Genomic DNA, 26,137 nt, shown 5'->3' with positions numbered 1-26,137 from the left:
AATTTCATAATTCTGCGGTTATTTTAATCTTATAAAAACGTTCTCTGTACTTTTTCCCAGAAAGAATTGTTTTTTAATTTAACTGTTTTAATTTGTTTATCGCTTAAGCGTACAACAGCTTTTTCCACTTGTTTAATGCTAAGCGCTTCGTTATCCATGCCGATAACAGGATAATCGTTACCGTCTGGTCTTAGTTTTAAAGTTAATGTACGTTCGTGATTTAAAATGAAAGGTGAACCGAGCGTACGGTAAGTGTTGTTGTTTAAAGATGCTAGTTCGCTTACTTGGAAACATGGGATAAGCGGGTCAACAACTGCACCATGCAATGATTTATTGTAAGCAGTACTTCCTGTTGGGGTAGAAACCACTAAACCGTCCCCTCTAAATGTTTCGAAATATAAATCATCAACATGAACATCTACAACGAATGTTTTAATAATGCTAGAACGTAATGAGAACTCATTTAAACAATGGAAAGATGTACTGCCATCTACATCTACTTGAATTGTTGGATATTTTCGCACTTCAATTTCATTTTTTGTAATTTCTTGAAGGGCTGTATCAACGTGATCAATATGGAAATCGCAGTAGAAAGAAATTTCATCTTTCGTAGAAATCCCTGCGTATAAGCAATCTTCTCTAAAACCAGTTTTACGAACGGCTTGTAAGAAGGTTGCATCATCTCCAACACTGACGATAGCGTTTGCATTTTTTGGATGATCTAATATGGTAAATCCATTCTCTTCTAAAATACGATAGATTGGTTTCATTTTTTCAACGAGCGTTGCTTTGTCATCACCATAAAAGAAAAATAAATTGCGACGATCTGCCATTATGTATCCCTCCACTGCAGTTAAATTTTCTGTTTTTCGTGCTACATATCATTAGAGTCCGTTCCCTGATGATATGTTCAAATAATATATTTCGATATAAATTGTCAAAATACCTTTTTATTTTTAGAAAAATTTTTATATTCAATCTTATAAAACTCTGTTTAACGATGAATAAACTTGTCGATAATGGGTACGGAGTGAAAGGATGATACGTATGAAGTGGCTCGTAATTGGAATAATAATTCTTCTTCTTTTTATTTTGTTTATACTATTGTCGAAAATAAAGCTTAAGGTGACATTTTTATATTCAGAAATGGAAAAGCAATGTTTGCTTCAAGTGAAAATATGGATGATTCGATATACATTTGATGTGTTGGAAAGAATTGAAAAACAGCAGAAAAAGACAGGACAGAAAATCGAAAAAGCTGAAGAGGACGGCGGACTCGATAATAAAATTATGGCGCAACTTGACAGCATTGGTGAACTGATAAAAAAGCTTCAAGAAGTTCATACTATTGTTAAAGATTTTCTCAAACGAGTGAAAATCAATGGTTGGAAATGGCATACACAAATTGGAGCAGGCGATGCAGCTAGTACTGGAATTGTCACTGGATATGCATGGGGGACAAAAGGTATGGCTGCTGGAGTTGTCGGACAATATATGCATATTGTCGACGTACCAGAATTTGAAATTACCCCAGTTTTTCAAGGGAAAGGATTTGCATCAAGATGCGAGTTAACAGCATCTTTTCGTATATTCCGCGCTATAAAAACTGGCGTCAAATTACTCGTATTTATGAGAAGACAAAGATCTGGTATGACAGAAAAATCTGTTCAAGCATAGGGGGGATATAGAATGGACCATCCAATTCAAGGTTTAATGACAACAGCAATGCAGCATTTAAAACAAATGACTGATGTAAATACAATTGTTGGTGACCCAATTAAAGCGGCAGATGGAAGCGTAATTCTTACAGTTTCGAAAGTGAGTTTCGGATTTGCTGCTGGTGGAAGTGAATTTGGTAAAGTAGAACATTCAGGCCGTCATCCATTTGGCGGGGGAAGTGGTGGAGGAGTTTCTATTAATCCTGTTGCCTTTCTTGTTATAAATGGAGATGGTGTGAAAGTATTGCACTTAGATAAACAAACACACGTCATCGATAAAATAATTGAATTAGCGCCACAAGCTGTTGATAAAGTGAAAGAAATGATGGATAAACGAAAAGAAGATGATCCTGAATTTCAAATTTAACGAATAAAGAAGCTAATCAATAGGTTAGCTTCTTTAATTTTTTTGTAAATAAAGCGATTTTATTTGCATTATCGATAGGGACAAACTATCATTTACATTGTACATATTTTGTTTAAATAAGGGAGGATTTTCAAGTGGCAAACGTAACTTTTAAAGGTAATCCAATGACTTTAGTTGGAACAGAAGTTAAAGTTGGCGATCAAGCGCCAAACTTCCAAGTATTAGCAAACGACTTATCTCCAGTAAGTTTAGAAACATACAAAGGTGAAGTGAAATTAATTAGTGTTGTACCTTCAATCGACACAGGTGTGTGTGATGCACAAACACGTCGTTTTAACCAAGATGCAGCAGGTATTGAAAACGCGAAAGTATTAACAATTAGCGCTGATTTACCATTCGCTCAAAAACGCTGGTGTGCAGCAAACGGTTTAGAAAATGTTGTTACACTTTCTGACCACCGCGACCTTTCATTCGGTGAAGCTTATGGCTTAGTAATGAAAGAGCTTCGTTTACTTGCTCGTGCAGTATTCGTAGTAGATAGCAATGACAAAGTAGTTTACGCAGAATACGTAAGCGAAGGTACAAGCCATCCAAACTATGAAGCAGCATTAGAAGCAGCTAAATCTGCGAAGTAATGTGATGAAAATGACCTCTTATAAAGAGGTCGTTTTTTCTCATATATTGCTCTGTAACAGCATCGATATATGAGAAAAAACGTTATATCATATATAACTAAAGGGGAGCTCTTGATAGGAGGTCGCTTTTTCTTTTTGGAAAAAATCACTTTGTGGTATGATATAAGTTATGTGTAAAAAAGAGAAGGAGGAATGTACGTGAGTCAGACAGTAGAAACATTATTTTCTATTTTTGATTCTTCTGCGGTAGTTTTACGTAAAGAATTAGATGTAACATATTTAGAGGCGCTTGTAGAGACAGGTGATAACTTGTTTGAGGGAGCGATTTTACAAGAGGAATTATCCGAATCAGCAATTGAAAGGCTGAATCGTGAATATAGTACGTTTAATGAAGAAACATATAAAGGTGAAGAAATTCGTAAAGCATTTCAGTTAGCCATCTTAAAAGGAATGAAAGAAGGCGTACAAGCGAATCACGAAATGACACCTGATGCAGTTGGAATGTTCATGAGTTACTTATTCCATAAATTTATGCAAGGTCAAAACGAGATCACAGTTTTAGATCCTGCAATTGGAACAGGTAACTTAATGACTACAGTGTTTAATAGCGCCAAAGAAGGACTAACAATGAGTGGATTTGGTGTAGAAGTGGATGAAGTGCTAATTAAACTTGCTTTAGTAAATGCAAATTTACAAAAGCATGCAATCGAATTCTTCCATCAAGATGGACTAGCACCACTTTATATCGATCCAGTTGATGCAGTCGTTTCAGACTTACCGGTTGGTTATTATCCAAACGAAATCGGTGCAAGTGAATATAAATTAAAAGCAGATGAAGGAATGTCGTATGCCCATCACTTATTTATTGAACAAAGTGTGAAACATACGAAAGAGGGCGGTTACTTATTCTTCTTAGTACCAAACTTCATTTTTGAAAGTGACCAGGCACCAAAATTACATGCATTTATTAAAGAAACATGCTTTATTCAAGGGTTATTACAGCTTCCTGTTTCCATGTTTAAAAACGAGAAAAATGCAAAAAGTATATTTGTTCTCCAAAAGAAAGGCGCTAATGTAACAATGCCAAAACAGGCGTTATTAGTGGAGTTGCCTAAATTCTCTAACATGAAGGCGATGGAAGACATTATGGATCAATTAAATACTTGGTTTGCAACACATAAATAAAGCTGGGTATATGTAACAGCATTAGTGATTCATGTAGTACAGTTTTATATAATATGTCATATTTTTAAATATATACAAGATTTAACTGAATTTTTTTGAAATCTGTAATATATATTTTTTCTTGGTGTTACAATTTTTTCACTTGAAATATATGTCGGACGATGTTTAAATTAAAATCGTGAGTATAAAATTTGCTAATGATGAAACGTTTTCATATTTGGTGAATTTGATCAGATAAAATCGAGCGGTTTGTGGAAACATCCACACAACTACCAAGAGAAAAAGGGGCGAAAGACTAGATGTCAAAAATCATCGCGATTAACGCAGGAAGCTCTTCCTTAAAGTTCCAATTATTTGAAATGCCAAGTGAAACAGTATTAACAAAAGGTTTAGTAGAACGTATCGGTTTAGAAGATAGTATCTTCACTATTACTGTAGATGGCGAAAAACAAAAAGAAATTACAAACATTCCAGATCACGCAGTAGCAGTTAATATGCTTCTTAAAAAGTTAACTGAAAACGGAATCGTTAAATCTCTAGATGAGATTGGCGGTATCGGTCACCGTGTTGTTCACGGCGGCGAAAAATTTGCTGACTCTGTTTTAATTACTGATGAAGTATTAGCTGATATCGAAGAATTAAGCGATTTAGCACCACTTCATAACCCAGCAAACGTTGTTGGTATTAAAGCATTCCAAGAAGTATTACCAAACGTACCAGCAGTAGCAGTATTCGATACAGCATTCCACCAAACAATGCCGGAATCTGCATTCCTATACAGCTTACCATATGAGTACTATGAAAAATTCGGCATCCGTAAATACGGTTTCCACGGAACTTCTCATAAATATGTAACTGAGCGTGCGGCTGAATTATTAGGTCGTCCAATTGAAAGCTTAAGCTTACTTTCTTGTCACTTAGGTAACGGTGCAAGTATCGCAGCAGTAGAAGGCGGTAAATCTATCGATACTTCTATGGGCTTCACACCACTTGCTGGTGTAACAATGGGTACACGTTCTGGTAACCTTGACCCTGCGTTAATTCCATACATCATGGAAAAAACAGGCCAAACAGTAGAAGAAGTAGTTAACGTATTAAACAAGAAGAGTGGTATGTTAGGTCTTACTGGTTACTCTAGTGACCTACGTGACATCATTGCGAAAGAAGAAGAAGGCGACCACCGTGCGAAAGTAGCACTTGATGTATTCGTAAGCCGTATCCACAAATACATCGGTTCTTACACTGCTCGTATGAAAGGTGTAGACGCAATCATCTTCACAGCTGGTGTAGGTGAAAACAGTGCGATTATTCGTGAGCGCGTATTAGAAGGCCTTGAGTACATGGGCGTATACTTCGATGCAAAACGTAATAACGTATTCGGTGAAGAAGCATTCATCAACTTCCCACACTCTCCAGTAAAAATTATCGTAATTCCAACTGACGAAGAAGTTATGATTGCTCGTGACGTACTACGTCTTGGTGATATTGGTTAATATATGAAAAGAAAGACGAGATCCTATAGGATTTCGTCTTTTTTCTTTTGGATGTATTTTAAAACTCCATCTGGATATAATATTTTTTCTTTCTGAATGAATGCCGTAATAGGAATCCATTTCGCATACGCTACTGTTTCTTCATCTTGTATATTTAATATTTTCATTTCATATAGTGACGTGTCTAATAAACGCAAAGAATATAGTTGAATGATTTCATGACCAATGTCTCCATCGAGATGAAAGACATTTTCTAAACACCCTAAATAATTGGTGATTTCTATCTCCGTATGAAGCTCTTCTTTAAACTCCCGAATAACAGTATGTGCTGATTTTTCACCAAGTTCAATTGAACCGCCAAGAGGACGATAATATATTTCGCCTTCTGTATAATATTCTTGTACGAGAAGGCGATCTTGATGTACAGCAAGACCGAAAGCTTTTGCACGTGGATACATATAGAATCACTCCTTATTTGTTTTGTATAAGGACGATTATAATGTATGGTGTGATAAAAGTATCGTGTATTTAAGTGTGCGGTCTAATTGTAATTCCATCAAATAAGTCTTTCCAAAATGCTTCATTGTATTGGTATACATCCATAATAGGACATTTCATAACGCAAATACGTTGTAATCCCCAATCTTCTTGGGTGATAGTTGGTATATCGGCAGGAATTAGTAACAGGACAGAGAATGTATGTGTAACGATTTGAGATAAAATTTGTTCTAGGGAACATGCTTCTTCATATGTTCCTCCAGTTCGAATAAATAATATGGATTCTGCCGTTTCAATTGTAGCTAGAAAACGATTAATACGATGTTCATAGTTTAACTTAATTTCTGTATAAGAAGGCCAAGAAGTTGGTGTATTTACATCTGTTTTAAAGTCATGACAGGAGTCAATTTCATAAAGGTTGTCCCTTAATCTTAATTTTGCATCATCATCCCAAAATGAGATGAAGGATAAATTTTCTGAATTTAAAAAGCGGTCAAATCGATTTTGTAATAATACATTCACTTTTTCTAATGAGGGACTTAGCATAAAATCAATAACGCCAAAAAATGGTGATAATTCTAATTGATATAATGCCCAAGCGGGCCAGCAGTTTTGTCCTAAGCTGAATACCGCATTATATTCTTTTTTTATATCGGATAGATTCATGTGATTTATCTCATCCTTTTTGTTAATATTTTATGCCATTCAAAAATGGTATGTGAATAAAGATAGACAAGCATATTTGCAAAGAATAAGCAGAAATATGTTACAATAGAAAAAAATCGAACGAGGTGGTTGTTACGATGCGATCGAAGCGAGAACAAGCCATTTTAGACAATATAAAAGAATGGGAAGCGCAATTAGTTGAGCAAGAAGCGACCGATTTTCAAAAAGTGTTTGATAAATGGTTACATGCTACAGTTGCGAGATTACCTGAGAAAAAGCGAAAAGAATTCTTCACGAAAGCAGATGGATGGCTCTTTCATTTGCATGCATTTATTCAAAGTTCACAAGCACAGTTAGATGCACGTAATCGGATTTTAGGAACATCAAGGTTATTTGATGAATCGATTGAACAGCTTGAAGATTTGAAAGCATTATCTATTGATCAATTAACATACATAGCAGAGCAGCAAACAGCACGTCATCGTCTATATTCATTTGTACAAGGTGGGGCAACAGGTGCTGGAGGTGTATTATTATTAACGGCGGATTTTCCGGTTATGATCGCGTTAAATGTGAAGGCAGTCCAACTTATTGCAACATCATTTGGACATGATGTGAACAAGCCGTATGAAATGATGCTTGCGTTAAAGGTGTTTCATGCGTCATTACTACCAGGAAGACTTCAGCAATATGCATGGTACAATTTATTGCAAGAGCTGGAGCAAGAAGATTCGTTCTTTTACGAAGGAGACGAAGCAGTGCTACAAACAGCTTCTACTGAGGTTGTGTTAAAACAAATTTTGAAGACATTTTCGATTTATGCTCTTCGTCGTAAATTATTCCAAGGTATACCGGTAATTGGAATGGCAATTGGATCTACAGTGAATTATCGTTTAACAAGAAACGTTACTGAATTTGCAAATAGATTTTATCAAGTGCGCCATATAGTCGAGAAAGAAAAAAGAGCATAAAAAAAGCGAGAGGCCGAAGCCTTTCGCTTTTTTAATTCGTTGCATGTTTTTTGGACATTGGAACAGATACTGGCTGCTTTTCTGCTGTTTTTTCTGTTTTTGGATAATAAATTAAATCCAATGTTTTTGCCTGTACGGCAATCGAAAGAATAGTAAAAGCAATTTCTGTCCAATTTAAATAATATAATGAAAGCGCAAGAACAATCGCGTCAAAAACGAAGAAAATTTGCCCAATTGTAAAACGAGTTCGTTTACTTAATACAATTGTTAAAATATCGTCTCCACCGGTTGCACCGCCAAATCGTAATATAAAACCGAGTCCAATACCAGCTAACGCACCGCCAACTACTGCAGCTATAAATAAGTTATTTGATAAATCTACCGTAAATGGAGAATAATTTTCCATAAAGGAATAAAATACTCCGAATGAAATTGAACCTAGGAATGAATAACCAACCATTTTTCTACCTAAAAATGAAGCGCACAGTAAAATAATTGGGATATCCATTAATACAGTTGAAATAGATGGTGAAATATCATAAAAGTTTTGAATGAATAGTGCAATTCCTACAAATCCACCTTCTGTTAAGTGGTTTTGGAAGTGAATGTGATATAGCGCTGCTGCTAAAATAAATGAACCGATTAAAACCATAAAAATTTCTTTAATAATTTGCCGACTTTGGATGTTCCTCATCGTTATTCCTTCTTTCCGTAGTTAGTAGTCCTTTTTGTGTTGTAAACTAACTACGAGCTCACATGTAGCTTTCAGTTAGTTTACGAAAAAACTAACTACGCTATATGTCGCTGAAGAAATAACGAATAATCCTCTCGTCCATCAATTCTCCCTACCTTCGTTTTAGTTTAAGTCTTAAAACGACTAAACAAAACGTGGAGTAGGATTCGTCATTTAGCAATCCTGCTCTTCTTTGTTTTGTTTAGTTAGTAACAATTAAGTCCTAAACAAAACGCTATGTGTAAGAAGAGTCTTTTTTTTGCCAAATTATCCTTCGGGCAATCATAATTTCCCCACTCTCGTATTTTTTTCGCTAGACTAAAGTATCTGAGCTGAAAAATACGCTACGTGTATGATTCGTCAATACGATGCCACATGCTCCTTCGAGCGATCATGATATCAAAATCCCTTCCTTCAAGATTTATACTATTATATCATACTTTTAAAAAATGTATGCGGATGGAAACCGACAATAAACGGAGGGAATCTACAAAAAATGTTATGTTTAAATATTTTTGTAGAAAAGCCTAAGTTATTTCGGAGGATTGGACAGTTTATAACGGTTTGTCCAATAAGTAAGAAAAAAGGGTTTTATTCCGTTGTGTTCTTTTCATCACTTTTATCTTTAAAAAACGCATCCCAACTAATCACACTTAAAAAAGTTAAAGTGATAATAACGAAAGCACGCATAATTTTTAAACCTCCTTTTGTACATAGTATATGAATCATTCGATTCAGAATGTGTCATTTTTTTACAAGTCTTAACTATTATGAGAGTATATTAATATAGATAGATGAAGGGGAGAGTGAAGGTATGCTAAAAGACATGTTCAAAAGAAAAGAATTAATATGCATTTCATGTCAGAAAAAAATTCAATATGAAGAAGAGCTTGTTGCTTTTGTAAAGTTGCCGAAAGAAAGAAGTATATTAGTTGGTCCATTCGATGTATGTTTGGCGAAAACAGCACAAGAAATATATTGTAAATCATGTTATGACAAAAAAAGCATGACCCAAAGTTATTGAGGGGCATGCTTTTTTCATTGGTGTGCTTTCCCCTCAGATACATTTTGAGTGAGTCGATACCAAAGCCAAAGGTCATTAATGATGGAAGCAAGATCGGCAATTTCTGAATTTAGTTTACAAGAAACTTCGAAGTCTTCTTCGTTATTTAAATAATGTTGTTTTGTATTAATATAGTGCTCAAGTTCTTTTATACGATCAGGAATTTTCCCGCGAACTTGTTCCCATTTTAGTAAAATAGCATGTTGCATTTTTTCGGGGATTTCTTCCCAGTCTTCTTGTAAATGTGGAATTTCAATTCCTAGATGTTCATCGTATAAGAAATACTTTTCCATAAGTTCACCCCCGTTTTCCTGCTTATATTGTACATAAAAACAGAAAGAAGTTCGACGAAATTGTTTGAAAAAATTTGAAAATGACTCTTGATACATTTTGTGAAAGGTGGTAAAGTGTGAATTATTATAAAAGAAAATGAATATTTATTCTTTAGGGGGATGCAAAATGGAGAAGAAAAAAGTTGTATTAGCATATTCCGGAGGTCTTGATACTTCCGTTGCAATTAAATGGTTACAAGAGAAGAATTATGATATTATCGCGCTTTGTTTAGACTTAGGGGAAGGTAAAGACTTAGCATTTGTAAAAGAAAAGGCACTTTCAGTAGGTGCAATTAAATCATATATGATTGATGTTCAAGAAGAATTTGCAAACGAATATGCATTGATGGCGATGCAAGCACACACATTATACGAAGGGAAATACCCTCTTGTCTCTGCATTATCTCGTCCGCTTATTGCGAAGAAATTAGTAGAAATCGCAGAACAAGAAGGCGCAACTGCAGTTGCACACGGATGTACAGGGAAAGGAAATGATCAAGTTCGTTTTGAAGTTTCTATTCAAGCATTAAATCCTTACTTAGAAGTGATTGCACCTGTACGTGAATGGAAGTGGTCACGTGAAGAAGAAATTGCATATGCAAAAGAAAACGATGTACCAATTCCGATTAATTTAGATAGCCCGTTTTCAATCGATCAAAACTTATGGGGACGCAGCAACGAATGTGGAATTTTAGAAGATCCATGGGCAGCGCCGCCAGAAGATGCATATGAGATGACATTGGCATTAGAAGATACACCGAATAAACCAGAGTTTGTAGAAATCGGATTTGAAGCAGGCGTACCGACTACTTTAAATGGCACTGCATATTCACTTGCAGAATTAATTAAAACGTTAAATGCGCTTGCTGGAAAACACGGCGTTGGACGTATTGATCACGTAGAAAATCGTCTTGTCGGTATTAAATCTCGTGAAGTATACGAATGCCCAGCAGCAATGACGTTAATCACTGCGCATAAAGAGTTGGAAGATTTAACACACGTAAAAGAAGTAGCACATTTTAAACCAGTGATTGAACAGAAAATAACAGAACTTATTTATAATGGTTTATGGTTCTCACCTTTAAAACAAGCGCTTCATGCATTTTTACAAGAAACGCAAAAGAATGTAACAGGTACAGTGCGTGTGAAATTATTTAAAGGTCATGCGATTGTAGAAGGACGTAAATCTGAATACTCTTTATACGATGAAAAATTAGCAACATATACTGCTCAAGATGAATTTAATCATGATGCAGCAGTTGGATTCATTTCATTATTCGGTTTACCGACGAAAGTATACAGCCAAGTGAATCAAAAGAAGGTGGAAGCGTGAGCAAACTTTGGGGCGGACGTTTTACAGAAGAAGCGGAAGCATGGGTTGAAGAGTTCGGAGCATCCATCTCCTTCGATCAACAATTAGTAAATCAAGATATAAAAGGAAGTATTGCGCACGTCACGATGCTAGCAAAGCAGGGCATCGTGACGAAAGAAGAAGCAGAGAAAATAAAGATAGGTCTTCAATATTTATTGAAAGAAGCAAAAGAGAATAAGCTACAATTTTCAGTAGAAGCAGAAGATATTCATTTAAACATCGAAAAAATGTTAATTGAACAAATTGGCGAAGTAGGAGGAAAACTTCACACTGGCCGAAGTCGTAATGATCAAGTAGCGACAGATATGCATTTGTATTTAAAAGAAAAGGTAGAACATATTATAAAAGCTACAAAACAATTGCAAACTGTTCTTGTTCAACAAGCAGAAAATAATATTGAAACCATTATGCCGGGCTATACGCACTTGCAGCGTGCCCAGCCGATTTCATTTGCTCATCATATTCTCGCTTACTTTTGGATGTTAGAGCGTGATGTGAATCGTTATGAAGATTCGTTAAAACGTATTAACATTTCGCCATTAGGAGCAGGAGCGTTAGCTGGAACGACATTCCCCATTGACCGAGAGTATAGTGCGGAGCTTCTTGGATTTAATGGAATCTATGAAAATAGTTTAGATGCAGTAAGCGATCGTGATTTCATACTGGAGTTCCTAAGTAACTCCTCTATGCTTATGATGCACTTATCACGCTTTTGCGAAGAACTTATTTTATGGAGTAGCCAAGAGTTTCAATTTATTGAAATGAGCGATCAATATGCAACGGGAAGCAGCATTATGCCGCAAAAGAAAAACCCGGATATGGCGGAACTAATCCGTGGTAAAACAGGCAGAGTATACGGTAATTTATTCAGTTTACTCACAGTAATGAAAGGATTACCGCTCGCTTACAATAAAGACTTACAAGAAGATAAAGAAGGAATGTTTGATACAGTTAAAACAGTAGAAGGATGCCTTCATATTATGGCGGGCATGCTTGAAACGATGACTGTAAACAAAGAAAAAATGGGGCAAGCTGTGACGCAAGATTTCTCCAACGCAACAGAAATTGCTGACTATTTAGCGAACAAAGGACTACCATTCCGTCAAGCTCATGAAATTGTTGGAAAGTTAGTGCTATATTGCACACAAAAAGGAATTTATTTATTAGATGTCTCTCTTGAAACATATAAAGAAATGAGCTCCTTATTTGAAGAAGATTTGTATGAAGTGCTGTCACCATATGCAGCTGTAAAGCGTCGTAACAGTGCTGGCGGGACTGGGTTTGAACAAATCAAAAACGCTTTGGAGAAGGCGAAGGGGTTAACGAAAGAAGTTATTAAGAATTGAGTTGGGAAGTACGCCAGTCTAGTAAAGTCTGGCGTACTTTATTTTTTACTAGCATTTAAGTTACAATGTAGTAAAAAATAACAATTTAGGGGAAGTCTATGAAAAAAATAGTGTTGATCATTGTACTGTTAATTAGCTTAATTGCAAATGCTAAAGTGTTTCTTTTGGACAAATATATGTATGTTGGTGAAAAAGAAAAGCGAGAAGAAGCGGTTATCGCAACGATGTGGCATTTACAAGATAAAGGATATAAAGAAAGTGATATTTTATATATAAAACCGTCCTTTTATAGCAAAATGGATTCTTATGGTATGAATGTACAGTTTAAAGATGAACCAAATGAATCATATACATATAGAGTTTTAAAAGATGCGAAAACAAATAAACTAACTGTACACCAAGATAGCAATGAGTCTGGTGGTATGGGCGGGAAACATCAAGAGCTTAAATAAAGAAAGAAAACGACTGATGGCATTCGCCTGCAGTCGTTTTCTTTTAATCATACTTATGTCGATCTTCCGTAATTCGAATATACTCAATATCCATCAAATCACGAAGTAATGCACCATTACTTAGTTCAACGCCGTGCTTCTCTTTAAAATGAGTGCGAATCGTATCTAGCATTTCAATTTCTTTGCCGTTCACATCTAAAATAATGCGTTCAGAATCATCCATATAGCATCCTCCTTTTTTACACATATATATTTTGTCCGTCTATTTCTAAAAAATGTATGTTAACGTAATGTTAGGAAATAAGAAAGGGATGGAAAATGAGACGTATTTATTTTATAGGGCTAATTTTGTACACATTCATTGTATTACATGTTGCATTCCCAAATATCTTTTCATTTGAGGATTTAGAAACAGTACACGTTGCAATATTTATTTTTGCTCTATTTGTAGTAGATTGCTTTATTTCTATATGGCTTTCGAAAAGAAAAGATATACAAGGCAAAAAAGAAATGGAACGGAAAAAGAGAAAACGTTCCTTTTGGATGATGACATACTGTTTGTCTTTAGTGCTTACTGCTGCTTTTTTTAGTGAACATATTCCATTAGAAAGAGTAAATATTGGATTTGGAGCATTCGTATTCGCATACTATTTTTTTATGCACTTTCTTCCTTATATGAAAGAAAAGCGAGGAGAAGAGGAAAATCCGCTTGTAGAAGAAGAGAAAGAACAAGAGCATAAGAGAATAGAAGGGGATATAAAGAAACTTGGAGAACAAAAGTGGTATTTAAAATCAAAAATCATATACGTTCTTTGCTTTATTACGCCGCCAATTGGTTATTTGTATGTTTTCTTATTTCGTAAAAAAATGACAGAAGGTGCAAGGCGAACGTACTTAACGGTTGCGACGATTATGATGGCATTATGGTCTTTGAAGTTTCTTCCGCCTTATGTGTTGGCAATTACCGTTGTTGTCGTAGCATGTCTTTTGTTTATAGTGAAGTTTATAAAATGAAAAACACCAAGCCTATGTGGACTTGGTGTTTTATCTATAAATTAAAGCTCACCTTGCTCTTCATCACCACGAACAACAAGGACATCGCATTTCGCATAGCGAATAATATGTTCAGAGACGCTACCAATTAGGAAACGCTCAACAGCATTTAAACCAGTCGCACCACACATAATTAAATCTACTTTATGGTTTGGAGCGATTTCTTTTGAAATTTTTGATTTAGGATTACCGAATTCTAATACAGTTTCAATTTTTTCAAGACCAGCTTCAAGCGCAGTTTTTTTGTAGTCTTCTAATAGGTCTTCTGCAAATAGATTTGCACGTTCCGCAATTGCACGGCTATAAGCTTCTACTGCTGAGTATGCTTTTACATCAACGATATGAGCAATTGTTAATGTTGCATTGTTGCGCTTTGCGACTTGAATTGCTTTTTTAAAGGCTTTTTCTGCTTCTTTAGAACCATCCACTGCGATTAAAATATTTGTATATGTATTATTCATAGTAAATTCCTCCCAATCTGTTTTATAACTGTTTACAACTTAATTATAAAACAAATTTTGGTAACGTGCTTGCCAGAAACGTTACAGAATTTTGAAAACTCTGTTTCAATTCATTTTAGTTGTAATTGGAGCGAGAACTTGTTACATATGAAGTATAGCAATTTAAAAGGGGGCAGTTTTGTGAGACATGCGCTCATTACAGCCGGTACGAAAGGTTTAGGAAAGCAAGTAACAGAAAAGTTATTGGCTAAAGGCTATTCAGTAACAGTAACGTACCATAGCGATATCACGGCTATGGAAACGATGAAAGAAACATATAAAGATGTGGAAGAGCGTCTACAATTCGTGCAAGCGGATGTCACGAAAAAGGAAGATTTACATAAAATAGTAGAAGAAGCGATGAGCCGTTTTGGCAAAATTGACTTTTTAATTAATAATGCTGGTCCATATGTATTTGAACGAAAAAAGTTAGTTGATTATGAAGAAGATGAATGGAATGAAATGATTCAGGGAAATTTAACAGCGGTATTTCATTTATTAAAACTTGTCGTTCCGGTCATGAGAAAACAGAACTTTGGCCGTATTATTAATTACGGATTTCAAGGGGCGGATAGTGCACCGGGATGGATTTATCGTTCAGCTTTTGCCGCAGCGAAAGTAGGACTTGTTTCATTAACGAAAACAGTTGCTTATGAAGAAGCGGAGTATGGTATCACTGCGAACATGGTATGTCCTGGTGATATTATTGGCGATATGAAAGAGGCAACTATTCAAGAAGCACGTCAGCTGAAAGAGCATAACACACCGATTGGTAGATCTGGAACAGGTGAAGATATTGCAAGAACCATTTCGTTTTTATGTGAGGACGATTCCGATATGATTACCGGTACAATTATTGAAGTGACTGGTGCAGTGGATGTTATTCATAGACATCGATAGAATAAAATAAGATGAAGTTTCGAATAATTGGACAGTTTATCCATTGTGCTGAGAGGTGCGGATAATACTGTCCTTTAATATAAAATTAAATCTATCGGAAAACTCGTGTTATTTTTTTGTCAAATATTGAGATATTATGTTAAAATATAAGAGCGTAGAAAGCGCTTTAAAAAATGATTCAGGGGTCATTTCATAACTCAAGGGGGAACTAATCATGCGTATCGGTATTCCAACAGAAATTAAAAACAATGAAAACCGTGTGGCAATGACGCCAGCGGGAGCAGTACATTTAGTACAAAATGGTCACGAAGTTTTTGTTCAAAAAGGAGCAGGTTTAGGATCTGGCTTTACAGATGAAGAATACGTACAAGCTGGTGCGAAACTTGTAGAAACTGCTGAAGAAGCATGGAATCAAGATATGGTTATGAAGGTAAAAGAGCCAGTAGCAAGTGAATACGGCTATTTCCGTGAAGGCTTAATCTTATTCACATACTTACACTTAGCTCCAGAACCAGAATTAACGAAAGCATTAATCGATAACAAAGTTGCATCAATCGCATACGAAACAGTACAATTAGACAATCGTTCTTTACCATTACTTGCACCTATGAGTGAAGTGGCTGGTCGTATGTCTGCACAAATCGGTGCACAATTCCTTGAGAAAAACAAAGGCGGTAAAGGTATTTTACTTGCAGGCGTTCCAGGGGTAAAACGCGGCAAAGTAACAATCATCGGCGGTGGTCAAGCTGGTACAAACGCAGCTAAGATTGCAGTAGGTTTAGGTGCAGATGTAACAATCATTGACTTAAGTGCAGAACGTCTTCGTCAATTAGATGATATTTTCGGTAACCAAGTAAAAACATTAATGTCTAATCCATACAACATTGCAGAAGCTGTTAAAGAATCTGACCTTGTTATTGGAGCAGTATTAATTCCAGGTGCAAAAGCGCCAAAACTTGTAACTGAAGAAATGATTCAATCAATGGAACCAGGTTCTGTCGTTGTAGATATCGCGATTGACCAAGGTGGTATTTTCGAAACAACTGATCGTATTACAACTCATGACAACCCAACTTACGAAAAACATGGCGTTGTTCATTATGCAGTTGCTAATATGCCAGGTGCAGTTCCACGTACGTCAACTCTTGCATTAACAAACGTAACAGTACCATATGCAGTACAAATTGCTAACAAGGGCTACAAAGAAGCTTGCTTAGGCAACACTGCATTATTAAAAGGTATTAACACATTAGATGGTTATGTAACATTCGAAGCAGTTGCGGAAGCTCACGGCTTACAATACGCTGATGCAAAAGAGCTTCTTGAAAAAGCTCCTGCTTTATCATAATAGAAATACATTTGAGACCTTCCTTTTCGTGAGGAGGGTCTTTTTTATATGGAGAAATAACATGTGAATAATTGTTATTTATTGGTGTAAATCGATTTTTATTATGATAATTTAGAATTATATAATAAAAAGAGGGGATTCGATGGGGAGCAAAAAGAGGAAGAAAAAACAGGCAAAGAGACAAAGGTATATAAAGAACAAAAAGGAACAGAACATACCTTTTTCACAAAAAGTAGTCATTACGATAGAGAAAATATTTCGGTATATTTGTATGGCTCTGTATGTAATTTTGTGTATGTATTCATTTGGAGTGTTTTACAGTTTTGAGATAACTCCTAATATTATTGAGAGTATTTTAGAATTTCTCCTTGTTGCAATAGAATTAGTCTTATTCTTTATATTATTTGATACAGTATGGCCTAGTCATGAAAGTAAAAAAGATAGAAAAAGAAGCAAAAAATCTTCATACGCTTCAAGCTCATCAAGTGGATTCGGTGACTACAGTAGCAATGACTGTAGTAGCTCAAGTGATGGTGGAGGAGATTGCGGAGGTGGTGGAGATTAAGTTAGTTTTTTAGAAGAACGACTAATGAAAGGATGGGACGAAAGATGGAGACTGTGAACTTAATAGAATTAACAAAGGATATTAAAGATCAACATAAAAACTTCGTCGTTTCAAATATAAACAGTCATTGCTTACGAATCGCTGTATTTACTGGTGAATATGATTGGCACTATCATTCTAATTCGGATGAATTATTTATTGTGTTAGAGGGAGAATTACTTATTGATTTTGAAGATGGAGAAACAGCGGTTTTAAAGCCAAATGATTCAATCTTAATTCCAGCATGTAAGATTCATAGAACGAGAGCATTAAAGAGAACTGTAAATCTTTGTTTTGAACATATAGAGGCGGATACGATTAAAGTGGAGCAATTATGAAAAAATTATCCGTAGCCGAGTATAGAAAAATCCTTCCGATTTTAGAAAGTCATACAAAAACGACGACGTTTGCTTATGCGGTATGTGATCAAGTGATAGATGGTGAGGTTTTTGCAAACGAGAAATTAACAGCAGGACTAATTCGTACAGCTAACGGTATTTATTATTTATTTGGTGATACTGATGATCAAAATTATAACGAAGATTTATTTTCTTTTATAAAAAAGGCTATTGAAAAAACAGAGAAGAGATTTACATTGTTCTCTTCGAGTAACGAGTGGGAAATGATGATAGAAGAACGTTTTAGTCATGTACTTCGAAACATTCCGCGAATGAAATTTCAAAGCGTAACCTTTGAAGAGAGAAAACGAGATTGTAACAAAAATACATATGAAGTGAAGCGTATTGATAGAAGAGATATAGAACGAAGCAGTGAATTTACAGAGGAGTACTACAAAGAATATTGGGGATCAAAAGAAACGTTTTTAAACGGTGGTTTTGGATTTTGTATAGAACTAGAAGGAATGATTGTAGCGGAATGTGTTTCAATATTTAGTGGGAACGGATTTGCTGAAATTGATATTGTGACGCATAAAGCATATCAAGGGAAAGGATTAGCCCAAGCTGTTGCAGCAAGGTTTATTGAACATTGCATACAAAATGATATTATACCGTGCTGGGATTGTTATGTAGACAATATTCCTTCGCAAAAATTAGCTAGTAAATTAAGTTTTTATCATCCAATAGAATATAGATTGTTTGTACGTAAGAAAACGGGGGAATAAAAATGAATGTGGAGTTAACGAGATTTAAAGTGAAACAAGATAAAAGTCATCGTGTAGATGAATGGATGCAGCTTCTGAATGACAATATGAAAGAAGTACTTTTGACATTAAACGACGAAAAGATGTACGTTGAGACAATTTTCCGGGAAATAAGAGATGGAGAAGAGTACTTATATTGGTATTCTGTGCAAGGAGAAGGTGGGGCTCTTGTCGAAAATTCTCATTATGAAATTGATAAAAAGCACTTGGAATTTTGGTATGAGTGTATTGATGAAGAAGCACCTTCTGTTGATATGAAAACAGAAGTCGTTATGATTCAAGATGTTGTGAAGGACGCGATGAAATAATAGATTGGTATTTTATAACCGTAAAAGGGTCATCTTTTTGGTCGGAATATATATTATTGGAGATGCTGTAGGATGAGAATTAGTAATAAATATATCACTCTCGATGAAATAGAAGTAATAAGAGAACCTTTAAATAAATTGTATGAATATCATAATAATACATCAAGGCATTTTTCTGGTGACTATCCAAGAATGACATTTGAGGAACGTATTGAAATTTATAAACAAAATTCAAAGTATGGAGAGTATAGAATTGAATTATTAGTTGAGGCGGAAACAGATAATATATTAGGATGTTGTATAGCGTATAGCAAAAGTGTAAACGGAAAGATTGAAGTTTTATTCGTTGATGAAAGATACCGAAGAAACGGATTTGGTTTGAAATTAATGAATAGTGCAGTGGAATGGTTTAAAGCGAAGAAGATAGATGAAATTGAATTAACAGTAGTGTAGGGAAATGAAGCTGTATCGTTTTATGAAAAGCTGGGGGTTTATCCTCGTTCAATTATTATGGAAACTAAGTCATAACGATAGTATGGAGAGAGATGAGTGAGAGTTTTTGTTTCAAAAAAGTGATTTATATGTTAATAAAATATATGTGAAGGGCGCATCAAAATAGATGTGCTTTTTATTATGATAAAAATGTAGAACAGCTGTATTTGGATATCTTTAAGTGAAAATAAAAGGGATATTAAGAATCTTTTAGGACAAACTATAAAGAAATAAAAAACACCAAACCCAAAGACCTACCAATATACGGTGTAGTCGTAACAGGCAAAACAGAGGATTTACAAAGTTTACAAGGAGCACCATATATTAAGGCTGCTGTAAGAGGTGTAACAGTTGAGAAATATTGATTACAAGCGATTAATGTGAATAATCAGAAAATTTATGTTATAATATGGGAAAAGGAGGTTTATATGAGGCAAATACATGGAGCAATTTATATTTACATAACAATGTTTTTCGTGGCGGTATCCTATGGATTGGGGCACGTGTATTCGCATCCTATACTAACTTTTTTAAGCGGAGCATGTATGGCGTTTGCGCTTCTTGTCCACCTTTTCTCAGTTTGGATCGTGAAATTTCAATTAAATATTAGTGAAATAGAAGAAGGCACTTTTTGAGTGGCCTTCTTTTTTTAATAATATTTTGGAAGTTCTTGTAGCAATTTTTCAATTTCGCATTCTGTTTCTTCACATATAGAAAGCTTGCGCAGTCTGAAAAATAAGCTGCGTAAGAAAGATTTTATATTTCCGTATAGAAACTCGTATGATTCAATATGTAATGTTTGTTTTTGAACGGGTAATTGAGCTACTAAATCACGAAGGGCTAATATGAGTGCTTCTTCCTTTAAGCCATTTTGTAGCATTGCGACAATCGGATAAACGATACGTTCATCTTCTTCATATTTGTAATAGATGGAATGAACACAAACTTTGTTTAATAAAGTTTGTAATATTTCTTCGTAATATAAAGTTTCCAGTTTAGGACTATTCACAAGCGCCTCAAATGTATCAGAAGCATGAGCGATACTATGTGCCCAGCCGTGTTTTTGCACATATCCCCGGAAATCATGTTCGTTGTTCATATATAGAATTAGTTGATCTTTTACATTTGAAATATCAGTCTGTGATAAGAAATTATGATTTGTATCAGCATCAATAATGAGGGCAATTAATAATGTTGTAAATGCTCGGGTAAATACCGCATCTTCATCATCTGAATGAATCTTATACAATAAATATTTTTCACCGATGCTTTCTAATAATAGTTTCTGTAATTGTGTGTGTGAAAGATATTCCTTCTTGATGAGATGAAAAAAAGTAGAGTAGATGAGTTTGTCCCTTAAATAGCTATCAGTATCGCCAATTTGCTCAAGCATATTGGAACTTAAAGAATCAATGTTAAGTGTGTTATCCAGTATGTAATTATTATTACGAATTTCTTCTAACTGTTGTTGTAACATATAAACCCTCTATTTTAGAAAATTCTGTATTTTAATAGTATAATAGAAGGAAGAAATAGACAATAAATAAGTGCATTTGAATGGAGGGGCATGATGAAGAGAGCGTTATTCTTTTTCATTTGTATTTTCTTTTTAGGAAGCTGCTCGATTTGGTATTTTACTTTTTCTAGCGAGAGCAAAAGTTGGACTGGACAATATAAAGGGCATATTAAGGATGACAGTGAAGATGGAATGTTTACGTTTCAATATAAGGGCGGGGATGGAAAGACAGAATTTAAAAACTTAGAGATTGCTATTAATGGAGCCTTTAGTACAATGACACAAACGTCAGAAGTTCATAGAGGAGCAAAGGTTGAAATGAAGTCTTCTTGTGTAAGTTGCGCGCCTATCTCTAAAGATGAACCTATAGAAGTTGTGATTAAATGGGATGATAAGTATGAGGAGAAGATGGTGTTAAATTTGAAATAGCCTAGAGTAAGGAGTTAAAAATGAATAGGCATATGAAAATTGTTATGTTTTTAAGTGTATTTCTAGTCGTATTATCAGCGTGTGATACAAAACAAGTAGAGCAAGTAACGGTAAAAGAAGTACCTAAAGAAGGGTATATCATATTAAGAAATGACACGATGTTTTTTGCCGATGATAAAACGGTTGAAACAAAAGTAGAGTTGCAACATTATATAGAACAACAAATGAATAAAGAGCATCCAGCACATATAGTCTTGAGCTTTAAGGACAAAGACGCATATAAACAGTTAAAAACAGGGGATAAAATAAAAGTATGGTTTTCTCAAATACTTGAAAGTTATCCAGTAAAAATGATTGTAGAGAAATTTGAAATAGTAGGGAAATAGAAAAAGGCAGCACTCCCGCTGCCTTTTTCTATTATTTTAAAAATTGTAACTCTTTCGGGAATTTCGTTAAAATTTCTGATCCGTCTTTTGTGATGTAAATATCATCTTCAATACGAACGCCACCTACGTTTGGTACGTAAATACCAGGTTCGATTGTGAAGACCATACCTTCTTTTAATGGAGACTCGTTACCAGCTTTTACATCTGGATATTCGTGTACGCTAATTCCAAGTCCGTGACCAAGTCGGTGTGGGAAGAAGTCTCCGTAACCTGCATCTGCGATAACAGAACGAGCAGCGTTGTCGATTGCGCCAAGTGTAACACCTGGTTTACATGCTTCAACTGCTTGTAGTTGTCCAGCAAGTACAGTGTTGTAAATACGAGTTTGTTCTTCAGAAATCTCGCCGAATGCCACTGTACGTGTAATATCAGAGCAATAACCGTCAATGATTACGCCTAAATCAAATAGTACGAAATCACCGCGTTTCATTTTGTTTGCGCCAGGAATACCGTGTGGAAGAGCTGAGTTCGCACCTGCTAATACCATCGTATCAAATGACATTTTATGTATGCCTTTTGTTTTTAATTCGTGTTCAATAATTGCTAATACTTCTAGTTCACTACGATCTTCTTTAATTGCATTTACACCAACTTCAACAGCATAGTCCGCCATTTTAGCTGCTTCGCGTAAAATAGAAAGTTCTTTTTCATCTTTAATTAAACGAAGTTCGCGAACTTTCTCCTCAGCTGATTTGAAAGCTGCATTTGGGAATAATTTCGTTAATTCTTCGTAGCGCTCTACGTTTAAATGTTCTTTTTCAATTGCAACTGCATTTGCATTGATGCCGCGGTCTTTAATTGCTTTTGCAATCATATCCCATGGTCTGTCAGTATCAGTAAATCCGATAATTTCATGTGCCCAGCCAGCGTTACGTGCTTGACCTTCTTCCATTTTAGGGCAAATTAAAATAGGTTCTTTTTCTTGGAATACAAACATACCAAGTAATCTTTCGTGTGGTTCACAGTGGAAGTTTGTCATGTAGAAGACGTTTGGTGTAGAAGTTAAGAACGCAGCTTCTACGTTTTTTTCTTTTAGCCATTGCATTAAATTTTCTAATCTAGCATTCATCGATTGGCACCCCCGAGATATTTAATTACAAATATAACTTTAACTCGGAAGAAAGCGTTATGACAAGTAAATAGATGTTAGAAAAGACAGGGAATTGAAAAATCATGTAGAATACAAAGTGAGAATGTGAACAGGGGAGGAATGTAATAATGAAAGTATCTTATCATGGACATTCAGTTGTGAAAATTGAGGCGAATGGAAAAGTTATTTTAATTGACCCGTTTTTAACAGGTAATCCGAAAACAGATTTAAAAACTGAAGATGTAAAAGTGGATGCAATTCTTTTATCGCATGGACACGGTGATCATGTTGGAGATACAGTAGAACTTGCGAAGAAAAATAATGCAGTTGTTGTAGCGCCATTTGAACTAGCAACATTTTTAAGTTGGCAAGGTGTAAATACACACCCGATGCATATTGGTGGTTCACATGAATTTGACTTCGGAAAAGTGAAGTTTACACAAGCATTCCACGGCTCTAGTTATATTGATGAAGAAAATAAGACGATTACATATACAGGTATGCCAGCAGGTATTTTATTTACAGCAGAAGAGAAAACTGTATACCACGCAGGAGATACTGCACTATTCTCTGATATGAAGTTAATTGGGGAATTAAATAAAGTTGATCTAGCATTTTTACCAATTGGTGATAATTTCACAATGGGACCAGAAGATGCTGTACTAGCGGCAAAATGGATTAATGCGAAAACTGTTGTACCGATGCATTACAATACGTTCCCAGTTATTGAACAAGATCCATATCAATTTGTAGAAAAGCTACAAAATTGTACAGGGAAAGTATTAGAAGCTGGAGAAAGTATTACACTATAGAAAAGAAACCCTTCATTTGAAAAGAAAAGTGAAGGGTTTTTTACGTGTGTAGGCCAGCTTTTAATGCTTGTATTTGTTTTGGTGATTCTTTTCTTTTGGTACGTGGTTGTTCAGGTGTTTCATTCAATTCCATTGCAACTTTTTTCCCATCTACGAAAGCTAAAAATACAGCACCTACAACCTTTAAAAGTTTTTTCATCATGTGTTCGCTCCTCTGTTTTATTTCTTGTCTTAATTGTATAGGCAATTAAGTAGGCGAACTATCGAATGAGATGACAATAGCATTACATTGTTGTAATAGAATGACTGGTGGAATGTAAGCGTCATTTTGTTATAAAAAAAATAGTACAGGTATGCAAAGAGAGAGTGTAACAGTTTTGAAAATATAGTATACTAAAAGTACAACACATGAAGAATTTAGGGAAAAGAAAGTATGGTGAAACCATTTGGCTACCAAGCATAACCAAATTTTAGAACATATTAATAGCCTGCCAGTAGGCCATAAAATTTCTGTAAGACAAATTGCGAAAGATTTGAGTGTAAGTGAAGGGACCGCTTACCGTGCAATTAAAGATGCAGAAAATAAAGGATATGTTAGTACAATTGAACGTGTCGGAACAATTCGAATTGAACAAAAGAAGAAAGAGAATATCGAAAAACTGACATATGCAGAAGTCGTTAACATTGTCGACGGTCAAGTACTTGGAGGCAGAGAAGGACTACATAAAACATTAAATAAATTCGTAATCGGAGCTATGAAATTAGAAGCGATGATGCGCTATACAGAAGCTGGGAATTTACTCATTATTGGTAACCGTACCAATGCACATGAATTAGCGCTAGAAACTGGAGCCGCTGTATTAATTACGGGCGGATTTGATACGGAAGATCATGTGAAGAAATTAGCAGACGAATTAAAGCTGCCGATCATTTCAAGTAGCTACGATACATTTACGGTCGCAACGTTAATTAATCGTGCAATTTATGACCAACTTATTAAGAAAGAAATTGTACTCGTTGAAGATATTTTAACGCCAATTGAAGAAACGTTATATTTAAAGCCGAGTGATACAGTACAGCAATGGCATGCATATAACGAAGAGACAATGCACGGAAGATATCCAATTGTCGATGAAAGTAACAAAGTACTAGGAATCGTAACTTCAAAAGATATGATCGGAGTAGCGAAAGAAACACCAATTGATAAAGTAATGACAAAACACCCAATTACAGTGAACGGTAAAATGTCTGTCGCAGCTGCGGCACGTATGATGGTGTGGGAAGGAATTGAATTACTTCCTGTCGTTGAGGAAGGAAACAAACTGCAAGGTATTATTAGCCGTCAAGATGTACTTCAGGCACTGCAAATGATTCAACGTCAGCCACAAGTTGGAGAAACCATTGATGATATTGTAACGAATCAATTTATGACACCAAAAGAAGCGAAGAATGAGCATCTATATCAATTTTCGGTGACGCCGCAAATGACGAACTCAATCGGGACGTTATCGTACGGTGTATTTGCAACAATTGTGACAGAAGCGACAAATCGCGTCATTCGTGCGCAAAAGAAAAGTGATTTAATTGTTGAAAACTTAACGATTTATTTCGTAAAGCCGGTTCAAATTGATAATGTTGTATCTGTTCATCCGAAAGTATTAGAAATTGGACGTAAATTTGGTAAGGTCGATGTAGAGGTGCATCATGAAGGTAATGTTGTTGGAAAAGCATTACTTATGGTTCAGTTAATCGATAAATAAAAAGATGGAACAAATCGTTTTGATTTGTTCCATCTTTTTTTGTTGTTTTAAATTTGAAAGGTATGATTTTAGATGGGAGTTTTGGTGAAATATGTATGGGATGGAGTGGAAAAGTAATGTGAGAAAAGACGGAATAATAATTCAATTCAGTTGTATATTGTGTTATGATTATATTGTAAGAAAATGGAATTGTGAGAGGTGGTATACATTATGTCGTCAGCCGTACTCTTTTTTGGTAGTATCTCACTATTTTACTTTCTTGTAATGATACCGATTCAATATTTATATTTACAAGGTTTACATGAAAAAAAGGAAAAGACAGGATTATCTCAGCGAGAGCTATATGAAAAAATGTCTTTTGGAGAAGAACAATTACATTTTCACGTACAAGGGAACCCATTTAATATACCATCTGCGTTTGTTGCGTATATGATTTTGAAAGTTAAGGGACGTAAAAAAGCATCACAATATTGATGCTTTTTTACGTTGCTTCATAGACTTCAGCTTCTTTAACTGCTAATGGCAAGAAATGTTTGTATTGGCGAAACCCGTTAAATACACTTGCACTACCAAATAGAACGAATAAAACACCAACGATAATACGAGCGGTTGAAAGTTCTAAAAAGAATTGGTTTATCCCGAAAAATAAAACGAATGAACCGAGTGCCATTGCGGATTTTCCTGAGAGCCAACCTTTCTCCATTGGGCGGTTTGTACGAAAGTATTTTGTTTTGTAAAAGAGGTACAACATAAATGAGACGATAATACAGAAGACTAATACTGGCATAATGAACACTCCCATCGCTTTGTGAAAAATAATAGAAAAGAAAAAGAAATATCTAAACTTTCTAACTTTTATTATAAAGCAATTGTTCGCATGTATGAA

Annotated in this window: 34 protein-coding genes and 2 pseudogenes; 25 read left to right on the top strand and 11 right to left on the bottom strand. The window is 35.2% G+C overall.

The window, feature by feature from the left end; genetic code table 11:
- Nucleotides 1–29: 29 nt before the first annotated feature.
- Nucleotides 30–833, bottom strand: coding sequence for an NAD kinase (locus ACUN13_RS04585; RefSeq protein ID WP_000785177.1), 804 nt, complete (start codon nt 831–833; stop codon nt 30–32).
- 205 nt (nt 834–1,038) lie between these two features.
- On the opposite strand from ACUN13_RS04585, the gene ACUN13_RS04580 reads away from it, so the two are divergent.
- From ACUN13_RS04580 to ackA, 5 genes are all read left to right on the top strand, one after another.
- Nucleotides 1,039–1,677: a DUF2953 domain-containing protein gene (locus tag ACUN13_RS04580; protein WP_002164419.1), complete on the top strand. Its 639-nt coding sequence runs from the start codon at nt 1,039–1,041 to the stop codon at nt 1,675–1,677.
- Between the two features lie 12 nt (nt 1,678–1,689).
- Nucleotides 1,690–2,085 carry a GerW family sporulation protein gene (gene ytfJ, locus ACUN13_RS04575; RefSeq protein WP_000350003.1) on the top strand — a complete coding sequence of 132 codons (396 nt, stop codon included), beginning with the start codon at nt 1,690–1,692 and terminating at the stop codon, nt 2,083–2,085.
- A gap of 134 nt (nt 2,086–2,219) precedes the next feature.
- Nucleotides 2,220–2,720: a thiol peroxidase gene (gene tpx / locus ACUN13_RS04570; protein ID WP_000024525.1), complete on the top strand. Its 501-nt coding sequence runs from the start codon at nt 2,220–2,222 to the stop codon at nt 2,718–2,720.
- Between the two features lie 198 nt (nt 2,721–2,918).
- Complete coding sequence (locus ACUN13_RS04565) at nt 2,919–3,905, top strand: class I SAM-dependent methyltransferase (protein ID WP_000084367.1); 987 nt, start codon at nt 2,919–2,921, stop codon at nt 3,903–3,905.
- Between the two features lie 299 nt (nt 3,906–4,204).
- Nucleotides 4,205–5,398, top strand: a complete 1,194-nt coding sequence (ackA, locus tag ACUN13_RS04560; protein ID WP_000034574.1) for an acetate kinase — start codon at nt 4,205–4,207, stop codon at nt 5,396–5,398.
- 23 nt (nt 5,399–5,421) lie between these two features.
- On the opposite strand, the gene ACUN13_RS04555 is transcribed toward ackA, so the two are convergent.
- Together ACUN13_RS04555 and ACUN13_RS04550 are read right to left on the bottom strand one after the other, a co-directional pair.
- Nucleotides 5,422–5,856 carry an NUDIX hydrolase gene (locus ACUN13_RS04555; RefSeq protein ID WP_000283500.1) on the bottom strand — a complete coding sequence of 145 codons (435 nt, stop codon included), beginning with the start codon at nt 5,854–5,856 and terminating at the stop codon, nt 5,422–5,424.
- Between the two features lie 70 nt (nt 5,857–5,926).
- Nucleotides 5,927–6,562, bottom strand: coding sequence for a DUF1796 family putative cysteine peptidase (locus tag ACUN13_RS04550; protein ID WP_342761500.1), 636 nt, complete (start codon nt 6,560–6,562; stop codon nt 5,927–5,929).
- Nucleotides 6,563–6,699: 137 nt separating this feature from the next.
- Here ACUN13_RS04550 and ACUN13_RS04545 point away from each other — a divergent pair, with 137 nt between their 5' ends.
- Nucleotides 6,700–7,533, top strand: coding sequence for an EcsC family protein (locus ACUN13_RS04545; protein WP_445423686.1), 834 nt, complete (start codon nt 6,700–6,702; stop codon nt 7,531–7,533).
- 31 nt (nt 7,534–7,564) lie between these two features.
- On the opposite strand, the gene ACUN13_RS04540 is transcribed toward ACUN13_RS04545, so the two are convergent.
- Nucleotides 7,565–8,227, bottom strand: a complete 663-nt coding sequence (locus ACUN13_RS04540; protein ID WP_001244515.1) for a YitT family protein — start codon at nt 8,225–8,227, stop codon at nt 7,565–7,567.
- Nucleotides 8,228–9,080: 853 nt separating this feature from the next.
- Between ACUN13_RS04540 and ACUN13_RS04535 the strand changes: the two genes are divergently transcribed.
- Nucleotides 9,081–9,290 carry a hypothetical protein gene (locus ACUN13_RS04535; protein WP_000910274.1) on the top strand — a complete coding sequence of 70 codons (210 nt, stop codon included), beginning with the start codon at nt 9,081–9,083 and terminating at the stop codon, nt 9,288–9,290.
- 14 nt (nt 9,291–9,304) lie between these two features.
- On the opposite strand, the gene ACUN13_RS04530 is transcribed toward ACUN13_RS04535, so the two are convergent.
- Nucleotides 9,305–9,622, bottom strand: a complete 318-nt coding sequence (locus tag ACUN13_RS04530; RefSeq protein WP_000417218.1) for a hypothetical protein — start codon at nt 9,620–9,622, stop codon at nt 9,305–9,307.
- A gap of 166 nt (nt 9,623–9,788) precedes the next feature.
- On the opposite strand from ACUN13_RS04530, the gene ACUN13_RS04525 reads away from it, so the two are divergent.
- From ACUN13_RS04525 to ACUN13_RS04515, 3 genes are all read left to right on the top strand, one after another.
- Nucleotides 9,789–10,994, top strand: coding sequence for an argininosuccinate synthase (locus ACUN13_RS04525; protein WP_000412315.1), 1,206 nt, complete (start codon nt 9,789–9,791; stop codon nt 10,992–10,994).
- On the top strand, nt 10,991–12,379 hold the full coding sequence (gene argH / locus ACUN13_RS04520; protein WP_000041246.1) for an argininosuccinate lyase: 1,389 nt from the start codon (nt 10,991–10,993) through the stop codon (nt 12,377–12,379). The genes ACUN13_RS04525 and argH overlap by 4 nt, the downstream gene beginning before the upstream one ends.
- A 98-nt stretch (nt 12,380–12,477) precedes the next feature.
- Nucleotides 12,478–12,831 (top strand): DUF3139 domain-containing protein, encoded by a 354-nt coding sequence (locus ACUN13_RS04515; protein ID WP_445423685.1) that lies wholly within the window; start codon nt 12,478–12,480, stop codon nt 12,829–12,831.
- A gap of 43 nt (nt 12,832–12,874) precedes the next feature.
- Here the strand turns inward: ACUN13_RS04515 and ACUN13_RS04510 are convergent, their stop codons facing one another.
- Nucleotides 12,875–13,054, bottom strand: coding sequence for a hypothetical protein (locus ACUN13_RS04510; protein WP_000342760.1), 180 nt, complete (start codon nt 13,052–13,054; stop codon nt 12,875–12,877).
- Nucleotides 13,055–13,149: 95 nt separating this feature from the next.
- Between ACUN13_RS04510 and ACUN13_RS04505 the strand changes: the two genes are divergently transcribed.
- Nucleotides 13,150–13,845, top strand: coding sequence for a hypothetical protein (locus ACUN13_RS04505; RefSeq protein ID WP_001252878.1), 696 nt, complete (start codon nt 13,150–13,152; stop codon nt 13,843–13,845).
- A 41-nt stretch (nt 13,846–13,886) separates the two neighbouring features.
- Here ACUN13_RS04505 and ACUN13_RS04500 read toward each other — a convergent pair whose 3' ends face one another.
- Nucleotides 13,887–14,345, bottom strand: coding sequence for a universal stress protein (locus ACUN13_RS04500; RefSeq protein ID WP_001066673.1), 459 nt, complete (start codon nt 14,343–14,345; stop codon nt 13,887–13,889).
- 147 nt (nt 14,346–14,492) lie between these two features.
- On the opposite strand from ACUN13_RS04500, the gene ACUN13_RS04495 reads away from it, so the two are divergent.
- From ACUN13_RS04495 to ACUN13_RS04455, 9 genes and pseudogenes are all read left to right on the top strand, one after another.
- On the top strand, nt 14,493–15,284 hold the full coding sequence (locus ACUN13_RS04495; RefSeq protein WP_002024902.1) for an SDR family oxidoreductase: 792 nt from the start codon (nt 14,493–14,495) through the stop codon (nt 15,282–15,284).
- A 214-nt stretch (nt 15,285–15,498) separates the two neighbouring features.
- The gene (ald, locus tag ACUN13_RS04490) at nt 15,499–16,632 is read left to right on the top strand and encodes an alanine dehydrogenase (protein WP_001219403.1); all 1,134 of its coding nucleotides are present in this window, start codon (nt 15,499–15,501) and stop codon (nt 16,630–16,632) included.
- A 142-nt stretch (nt 16,633–16,774) separates the two neighbouring features.
- Nucleotides 16,775–17,197, top strand: coding sequence for a hypothetical protein (locus ACUN13_RS04485; RefSeq protein WP_205171924.1), 423 nt, complete (start codon nt 16,775–16,777; stop codon nt 17,195–17,197).
- Between the two features lie 44 nt (nt 17,198–17,241).
- Nucleotides 17,242–17,574 (top strand): cupin domain-containing protein, encoded by a 333-nt coding sequence (locus tag ACUN13_RS04480; RefSeq protein WP_000450925.1) that lies wholly within the window; start codon nt 17,242–17,244, stop codon nt 17,572–17,574.
- Complete coding sequence (locus ACUN13_RS04475; RefSeq protein WP_000736747.1) at nt 17,571–18,359, top strand: GNAT family N-acetyltransferase; 789 nt, start codon at nt 17,571–17,573, stop codon at nt 18,357–18,359. Before ACUN13_RS04480 ends, ACUN13_RS04475 begins: the two co-directional genes overlap by 4 nt.
- Nucleotides 18,360–18,361: 2 nt before the next feature.
- A complete protein-coding gene (locus ACUN13_RS04470; protein WP_001100223.1) occupies nt 18,362–18,706 on the top strand; it encodes a DUF6176 family protein in 345 nt (114 codons plus the stop codon).
- Between the two features lie 72 nt (nt 18,707–18,778).
- Nucleotides 18,779–19,234 (top strand): annotated as a pseudogene (locus ACUN13_RS04465) (GNAT family N-acetyltransferase).
- A gap of 138 nt (nt 19,235–19,372) precedes the next feature.
- Nucleotides 19,373–19,563 (top strand): annotated as a pseudogene (locus ACUN13_RS04460) (anti sigma factor C-terminal domain-containing protein); the annotation flags it as partial.
- A 63-nt stretch (nt 19,564–19,626) separates the two neighbouring features.
- Nucleotides 19,627–19,833 carry a hypothetical protein gene (locus tag ACUN13_RS04455; protein ID WP_001248908.1) on the top strand — a complete coding sequence of 69 codons (207 nt, stop codon included), beginning with the start codon at nt 19,627–19,629 and terminating at the stop codon, nt 19,831–19,833.
- A 14-nt stretch (nt 19,834–19,847) separates the two neighbouring features.
- On the opposite strand, the gene ACUN13_RS04450 is transcribed toward ACUN13_RS04455, so the two are convergent.
- Nucleotides 19,848–20,675 (bottom strand): DUF2785 domain-containing protein, encoded by an 828-nt coding sequence (locus ACUN13_RS04450; protein WP_000941475.1) that lies wholly within the window; start codon nt 20,673–20,675, stop codon nt 19,848–19,850.
- Between the two features lie 93 nt (nt 20,676–20,768).
- On the opposite strand from ACUN13_RS04450, the gene ACUN13_RS04445 reads away from it, so the two are divergent.
- Together ACUN13_RS04445 and ACUN13_RS04440 are read left to right on the top strand one after the other, a co-directional pair.
- Nucleotides 20,769–21,143, top strand: coding sequence for a hypothetical protein (locus ACUN13_RS04445; protein WP_140158235.1), 375 nt, complete (start codon nt 20,769–20,771; stop codon nt 21,141–21,143).
- 20 nt (nt 21,144–21,163) lie between these two features.
- Nucleotides 21,164–21,529: a DUF3221 domain-containing protein gene (locus ACUN13_RS04440; protein ID WP_445423684.1), complete on the top strand. Its 366-nt coding sequence runs from the start codon at nt 21,164–21,166 to the stop codon at nt 21,527–21,529.
- Between the two features lie 31 nt (nt 21,530–21,560).
- Here ACUN13_RS04440 and pepQ read toward each other — a convergent pair whose 3' ends face one another.
- Nucleotides 21,561–22,658 (bottom strand): Xaa-Pro dipeptidase, encoded by a 1,098-nt coding sequence (gene pepQ / locus ACUN13_RS04435; protein ID WP_445423683.1) that lies wholly within the window; start codon nt 22,656–22,658, stop codon nt 21,561–21,563.
- A gap of 149 nt (nt 22,659–22,807) precedes the next feature.
- Here pepQ and ACUN13_RS04430 point away from each other — a divergent pair, with 149 nt between their 5' ends.
- Nucleotides 22,808–23,491, top strand: a complete 684-nt coding sequence (locus tag ACUN13_RS04430) for a metal-dependent hydrolase (protein WP_000868927.1) — start codon at nt 22,808–22,810, stop codon at nt 23,489–23,491.
- Nucleotides 23,492–23,531: 40 nt separating this feature from the next.
- Here ACUN13_RS04430 and ACUN13_RS04425 read toward each other — a convergent pair whose 3' ends face one another.
- The gene (locus ACUN13_RS04425; RefSeq protein ID WP_342761498.1) at nt 23,532–23,693 is read right to left on the bottom strand and encodes a hypothetical protein; all 162 of its coding nucleotides are present in this window, start codon (nt 23,691–23,693) and stop codon (nt 23,532–23,534) included.
- Between the two features lie 244 nt (nt 23,694–23,937).
- Between ACUN13_RS04425 and ACUN13_RS04420 the strand changes: the two genes are divergently transcribed.
- Together ACUN13_RS04420 and ACUN13_RS04415 are read left to right on the top strand one after the other, a co-directional pair.
- Nucleotides 23,938–25,251: a CBS domain-containing protein gene (locus tag ACUN13_RS04420; RefSeq protein WP_000201572.1), complete on the top strand. Its 1,314-nt coding sequence runs from the start codon at nt 23,938–23,940 to the stop codon at nt 25,249–25,251.
- A gap of 210 nt (nt 25,252–25,461) precedes the next feature.
- On the top strand, nt 25,462–25,725 hold the full coding sequence (locus ACUN13_RS04415) for a DUF3949 domain-containing protein (protein WP_342761497.1): 264 nt from the start codon (nt 25,462–25,464) through the stop codon (nt 25,723–25,725).
- A 7-nt stretch (nt 25,726–25,732) separates the two neighbouring features.
- Here ACUN13_RS04415 and ACUN13_RS04410 read toward each other — a convergent pair whose 3' ends face one another.
- Nucleotides 25,733–26,038, bottom strand: coding sequence for a YtpI family protein (locus ACUN13_RS04410; protein ID WP_001144776.1), 306 nt, complete (start codon nt 26,036–26,038; stop codon nt 25,733–25,735).
- Between the last annotated feature and the right edge of the window lie 99 nt (nt 26,039–26,137).

This window comes from Bacillus cereus group sp. Bce041 (genome assembly GCF_052646455.1).
This window is presented reverse-complemented; position numbering and strand designations above follow the sequence as displayed.

Coding starts and splice junctions, on each gene's coding strand:
- ACUN13_RS04585 (WP_000785177.1), bottom strand. CDS start 833: ATGGCAGATCGTCGCAATTTATTTTTCTTTTATGGTGATGACAAAGCA.
- ACUN13_RS04580 (WP_002164419.1), top strand. CDS start 1,039: ATGATACGTATGAAGTGGCTCGTAATTGGAATAATAATTCTTCTTCTT.
- ytfJ (WP_000350003.1), top strand. CDS start 1,690: ATGGACCATCCAATTCAAGGTTTAATGACAACAGCAATGCAGCATTTA.
- ackA (WP_000034574.1), top strand. CDS start 4,205: ATGTCAAAAATCATCGCGATTAACGCAGGAAGCTCTTCCTTAAAGTTC.
- ACUN13_RS04555 (WP_000283500.1), bottom strand. CDS start 5,856: ATGTATCCACGTGCAAAAGCTTTCGGTCTTGCTGTACATCAAGATCGC.
- ACUN13_RS04550 (WP_342761500.1), bottom strand. CDS start 6,562: ATGAATCTATCCGATATAAAAAAAGAATATAATGCGGTATTCAGCTTA.
- ACUN13_RS04545 (WP_445423686.1), top strand. CDS start 6,700: ATGCGATCGAAGCGAGAACAAGCCATTTTAGACAATATAAAAGAATGG.
- ACUN13_RS04540 (WP_001244515.1), bottom strand. CDS start 8,227: ATGAGGAACATCCAAAGTCGGCAAATTATTAAAGAAATTTTTATGGTT.
- ACUN13_RS04535 (WP_000910274.1), top strand. CDS start 9,081: ATGCTAAAAGACATGTTCAAAAGAAAAGAATTAATATGCATTTCATGT.
- ACUN13_RS04530 (WP_000417218.1), bottom strand. CDS start 9,622: ATGGAAAAGTATTTCTTATACGATGAACATCTAGGAATTGAAATTCCA.
- ACUN13_RS04525 (WP_000412315.1), top strand. CDS start 9,789: ATGGAGAAGAAAAAAGTTGTATTAGCATATTCCGGAGGTCTTGATACT.
- ACUN13_RS04515 (WP_445423685.1), top strand. CDS start 12,478: ATGAAAAAAATAGTGTTGATCATTGTACTGTTAATTAGCTTAATTGCA.
- ACUN13_RS04510 (WP_000342760.1), bottom strand. CDS start 13,054: ATGGATGATTCTGAACGCATTATTTTAGATGTGAACGGCAAAGAAATT.
- ACUN13_RS04505 (WP_001252878.1), top strand. CDS start 13,150: ATGAGACGTATTTATTTTATAGGGCTAATTTTGTACACATTCATTGTA.
- ACUN13_RS04500 (WP_001066673.1), bottom strand. CDS start 14,345: ATGAATAATACATATACAAATATTTTAATCGCAGTGGATGGTTCTAAA.
- ACUN13_RS04495 (WP_002024902.1), top strand. CDS start 14,493: ATGAAGTATAGCAATTTAAAAGGGGGCAGTTTTGTGAGACATGCGCTC.
- ald (WP_001219403.1), top strand. CDS start 15,499: ATGCGTATCGGTATTCCAACAGAAATTAAAAACAATGAAAACCGTGTG.
- ACUN13_RS04485 (WP_205171924.1), top strand. CDS start 16,775: ATGGGGAGCAAAAAGAGGAAGAAAAAACAGGCAAAGAGACAAAGGTAT.
- ACUN13_RS04480 (WP_000450925.1), top strand. CDS start 17,242: ATGGAGACTGTGAACTTAATAGAATTAACAAAGGATATTAAAGATCAA.
- ACUN13_RS04475 (WP_000736747.1), top strand. CDS start 17,571: ATGAAAAAATTATCCGTAGCCGAGTATAGAAAAATCCTTCCGATTTTA.
- ACUN13_RS04470 (WP_001100223.1), top strand. CDS start 18,362: ATGAATGTGGAGTTAACGAGATTTAAAGTGAAACAAGATAAAAGTCAT.
- ACUN13_RS04455 (WP_001248908.1), top strand. CDS start 19,627: ATGAGGCAAATACATGGAGCAATTTATATTTACATAACAATGTTTTTC.
- ACUN13_RS04450 (WP_000941475.1), bottom strand. CDS start 20,675: ATGTTACAACAACAGTTAGAAGAAATTCGTAATAATAATTACATACTG.
- ACUN13_RS04445 (WP_140158235.1), top strand. CDS start 20,769: ATGAAGAGAGCGTTATTCTTTTTCATTTGTATTTTCTTTTTAGGAAGC.
- ACUN13_RS04440 (WP_445423684.1), top strand. CDS start 21,164: ATGAATAGGCATATGAAAATTGTTATGTTTTTAAGTGTATTTCTAGTC.
- pepQ (WP_445423683.1), bottom strand. CDS start 22,658: ATGAATGCTAGATTAGAAAATTTAATGCAATGGCTAAAAGAAAAAAAC.
- ACUN13_RS04430 (WP_000868927.1), top strand. CDS start 22,808: ATGAAAGTATCTTATCATGGACATTCAGTTGTGAAAATTGAGGCGAAT.
- ACUN13_RS04425 (WP_342761498.1), bottom strand. CDS start 23,693: ATGATGAAAAAACTTTTAAAGGTTGTAGGTGCTGTATTTTTAGCTTTC.
- ACUN13_RS04415 (WP_342761497.1), top strand. CDS start 25,462: ATGTCGTCAGCCGTACTCTTTTTTGGTAGTATCTCACTATTTTACTTT.
- ACUN13_RS04410 (WP_001144776.1), bottom strand. CDS start 26,038: ATGCCAGTATTAGTCTTCTGTATTATCGTCTCATTTATGTTGTACCTC.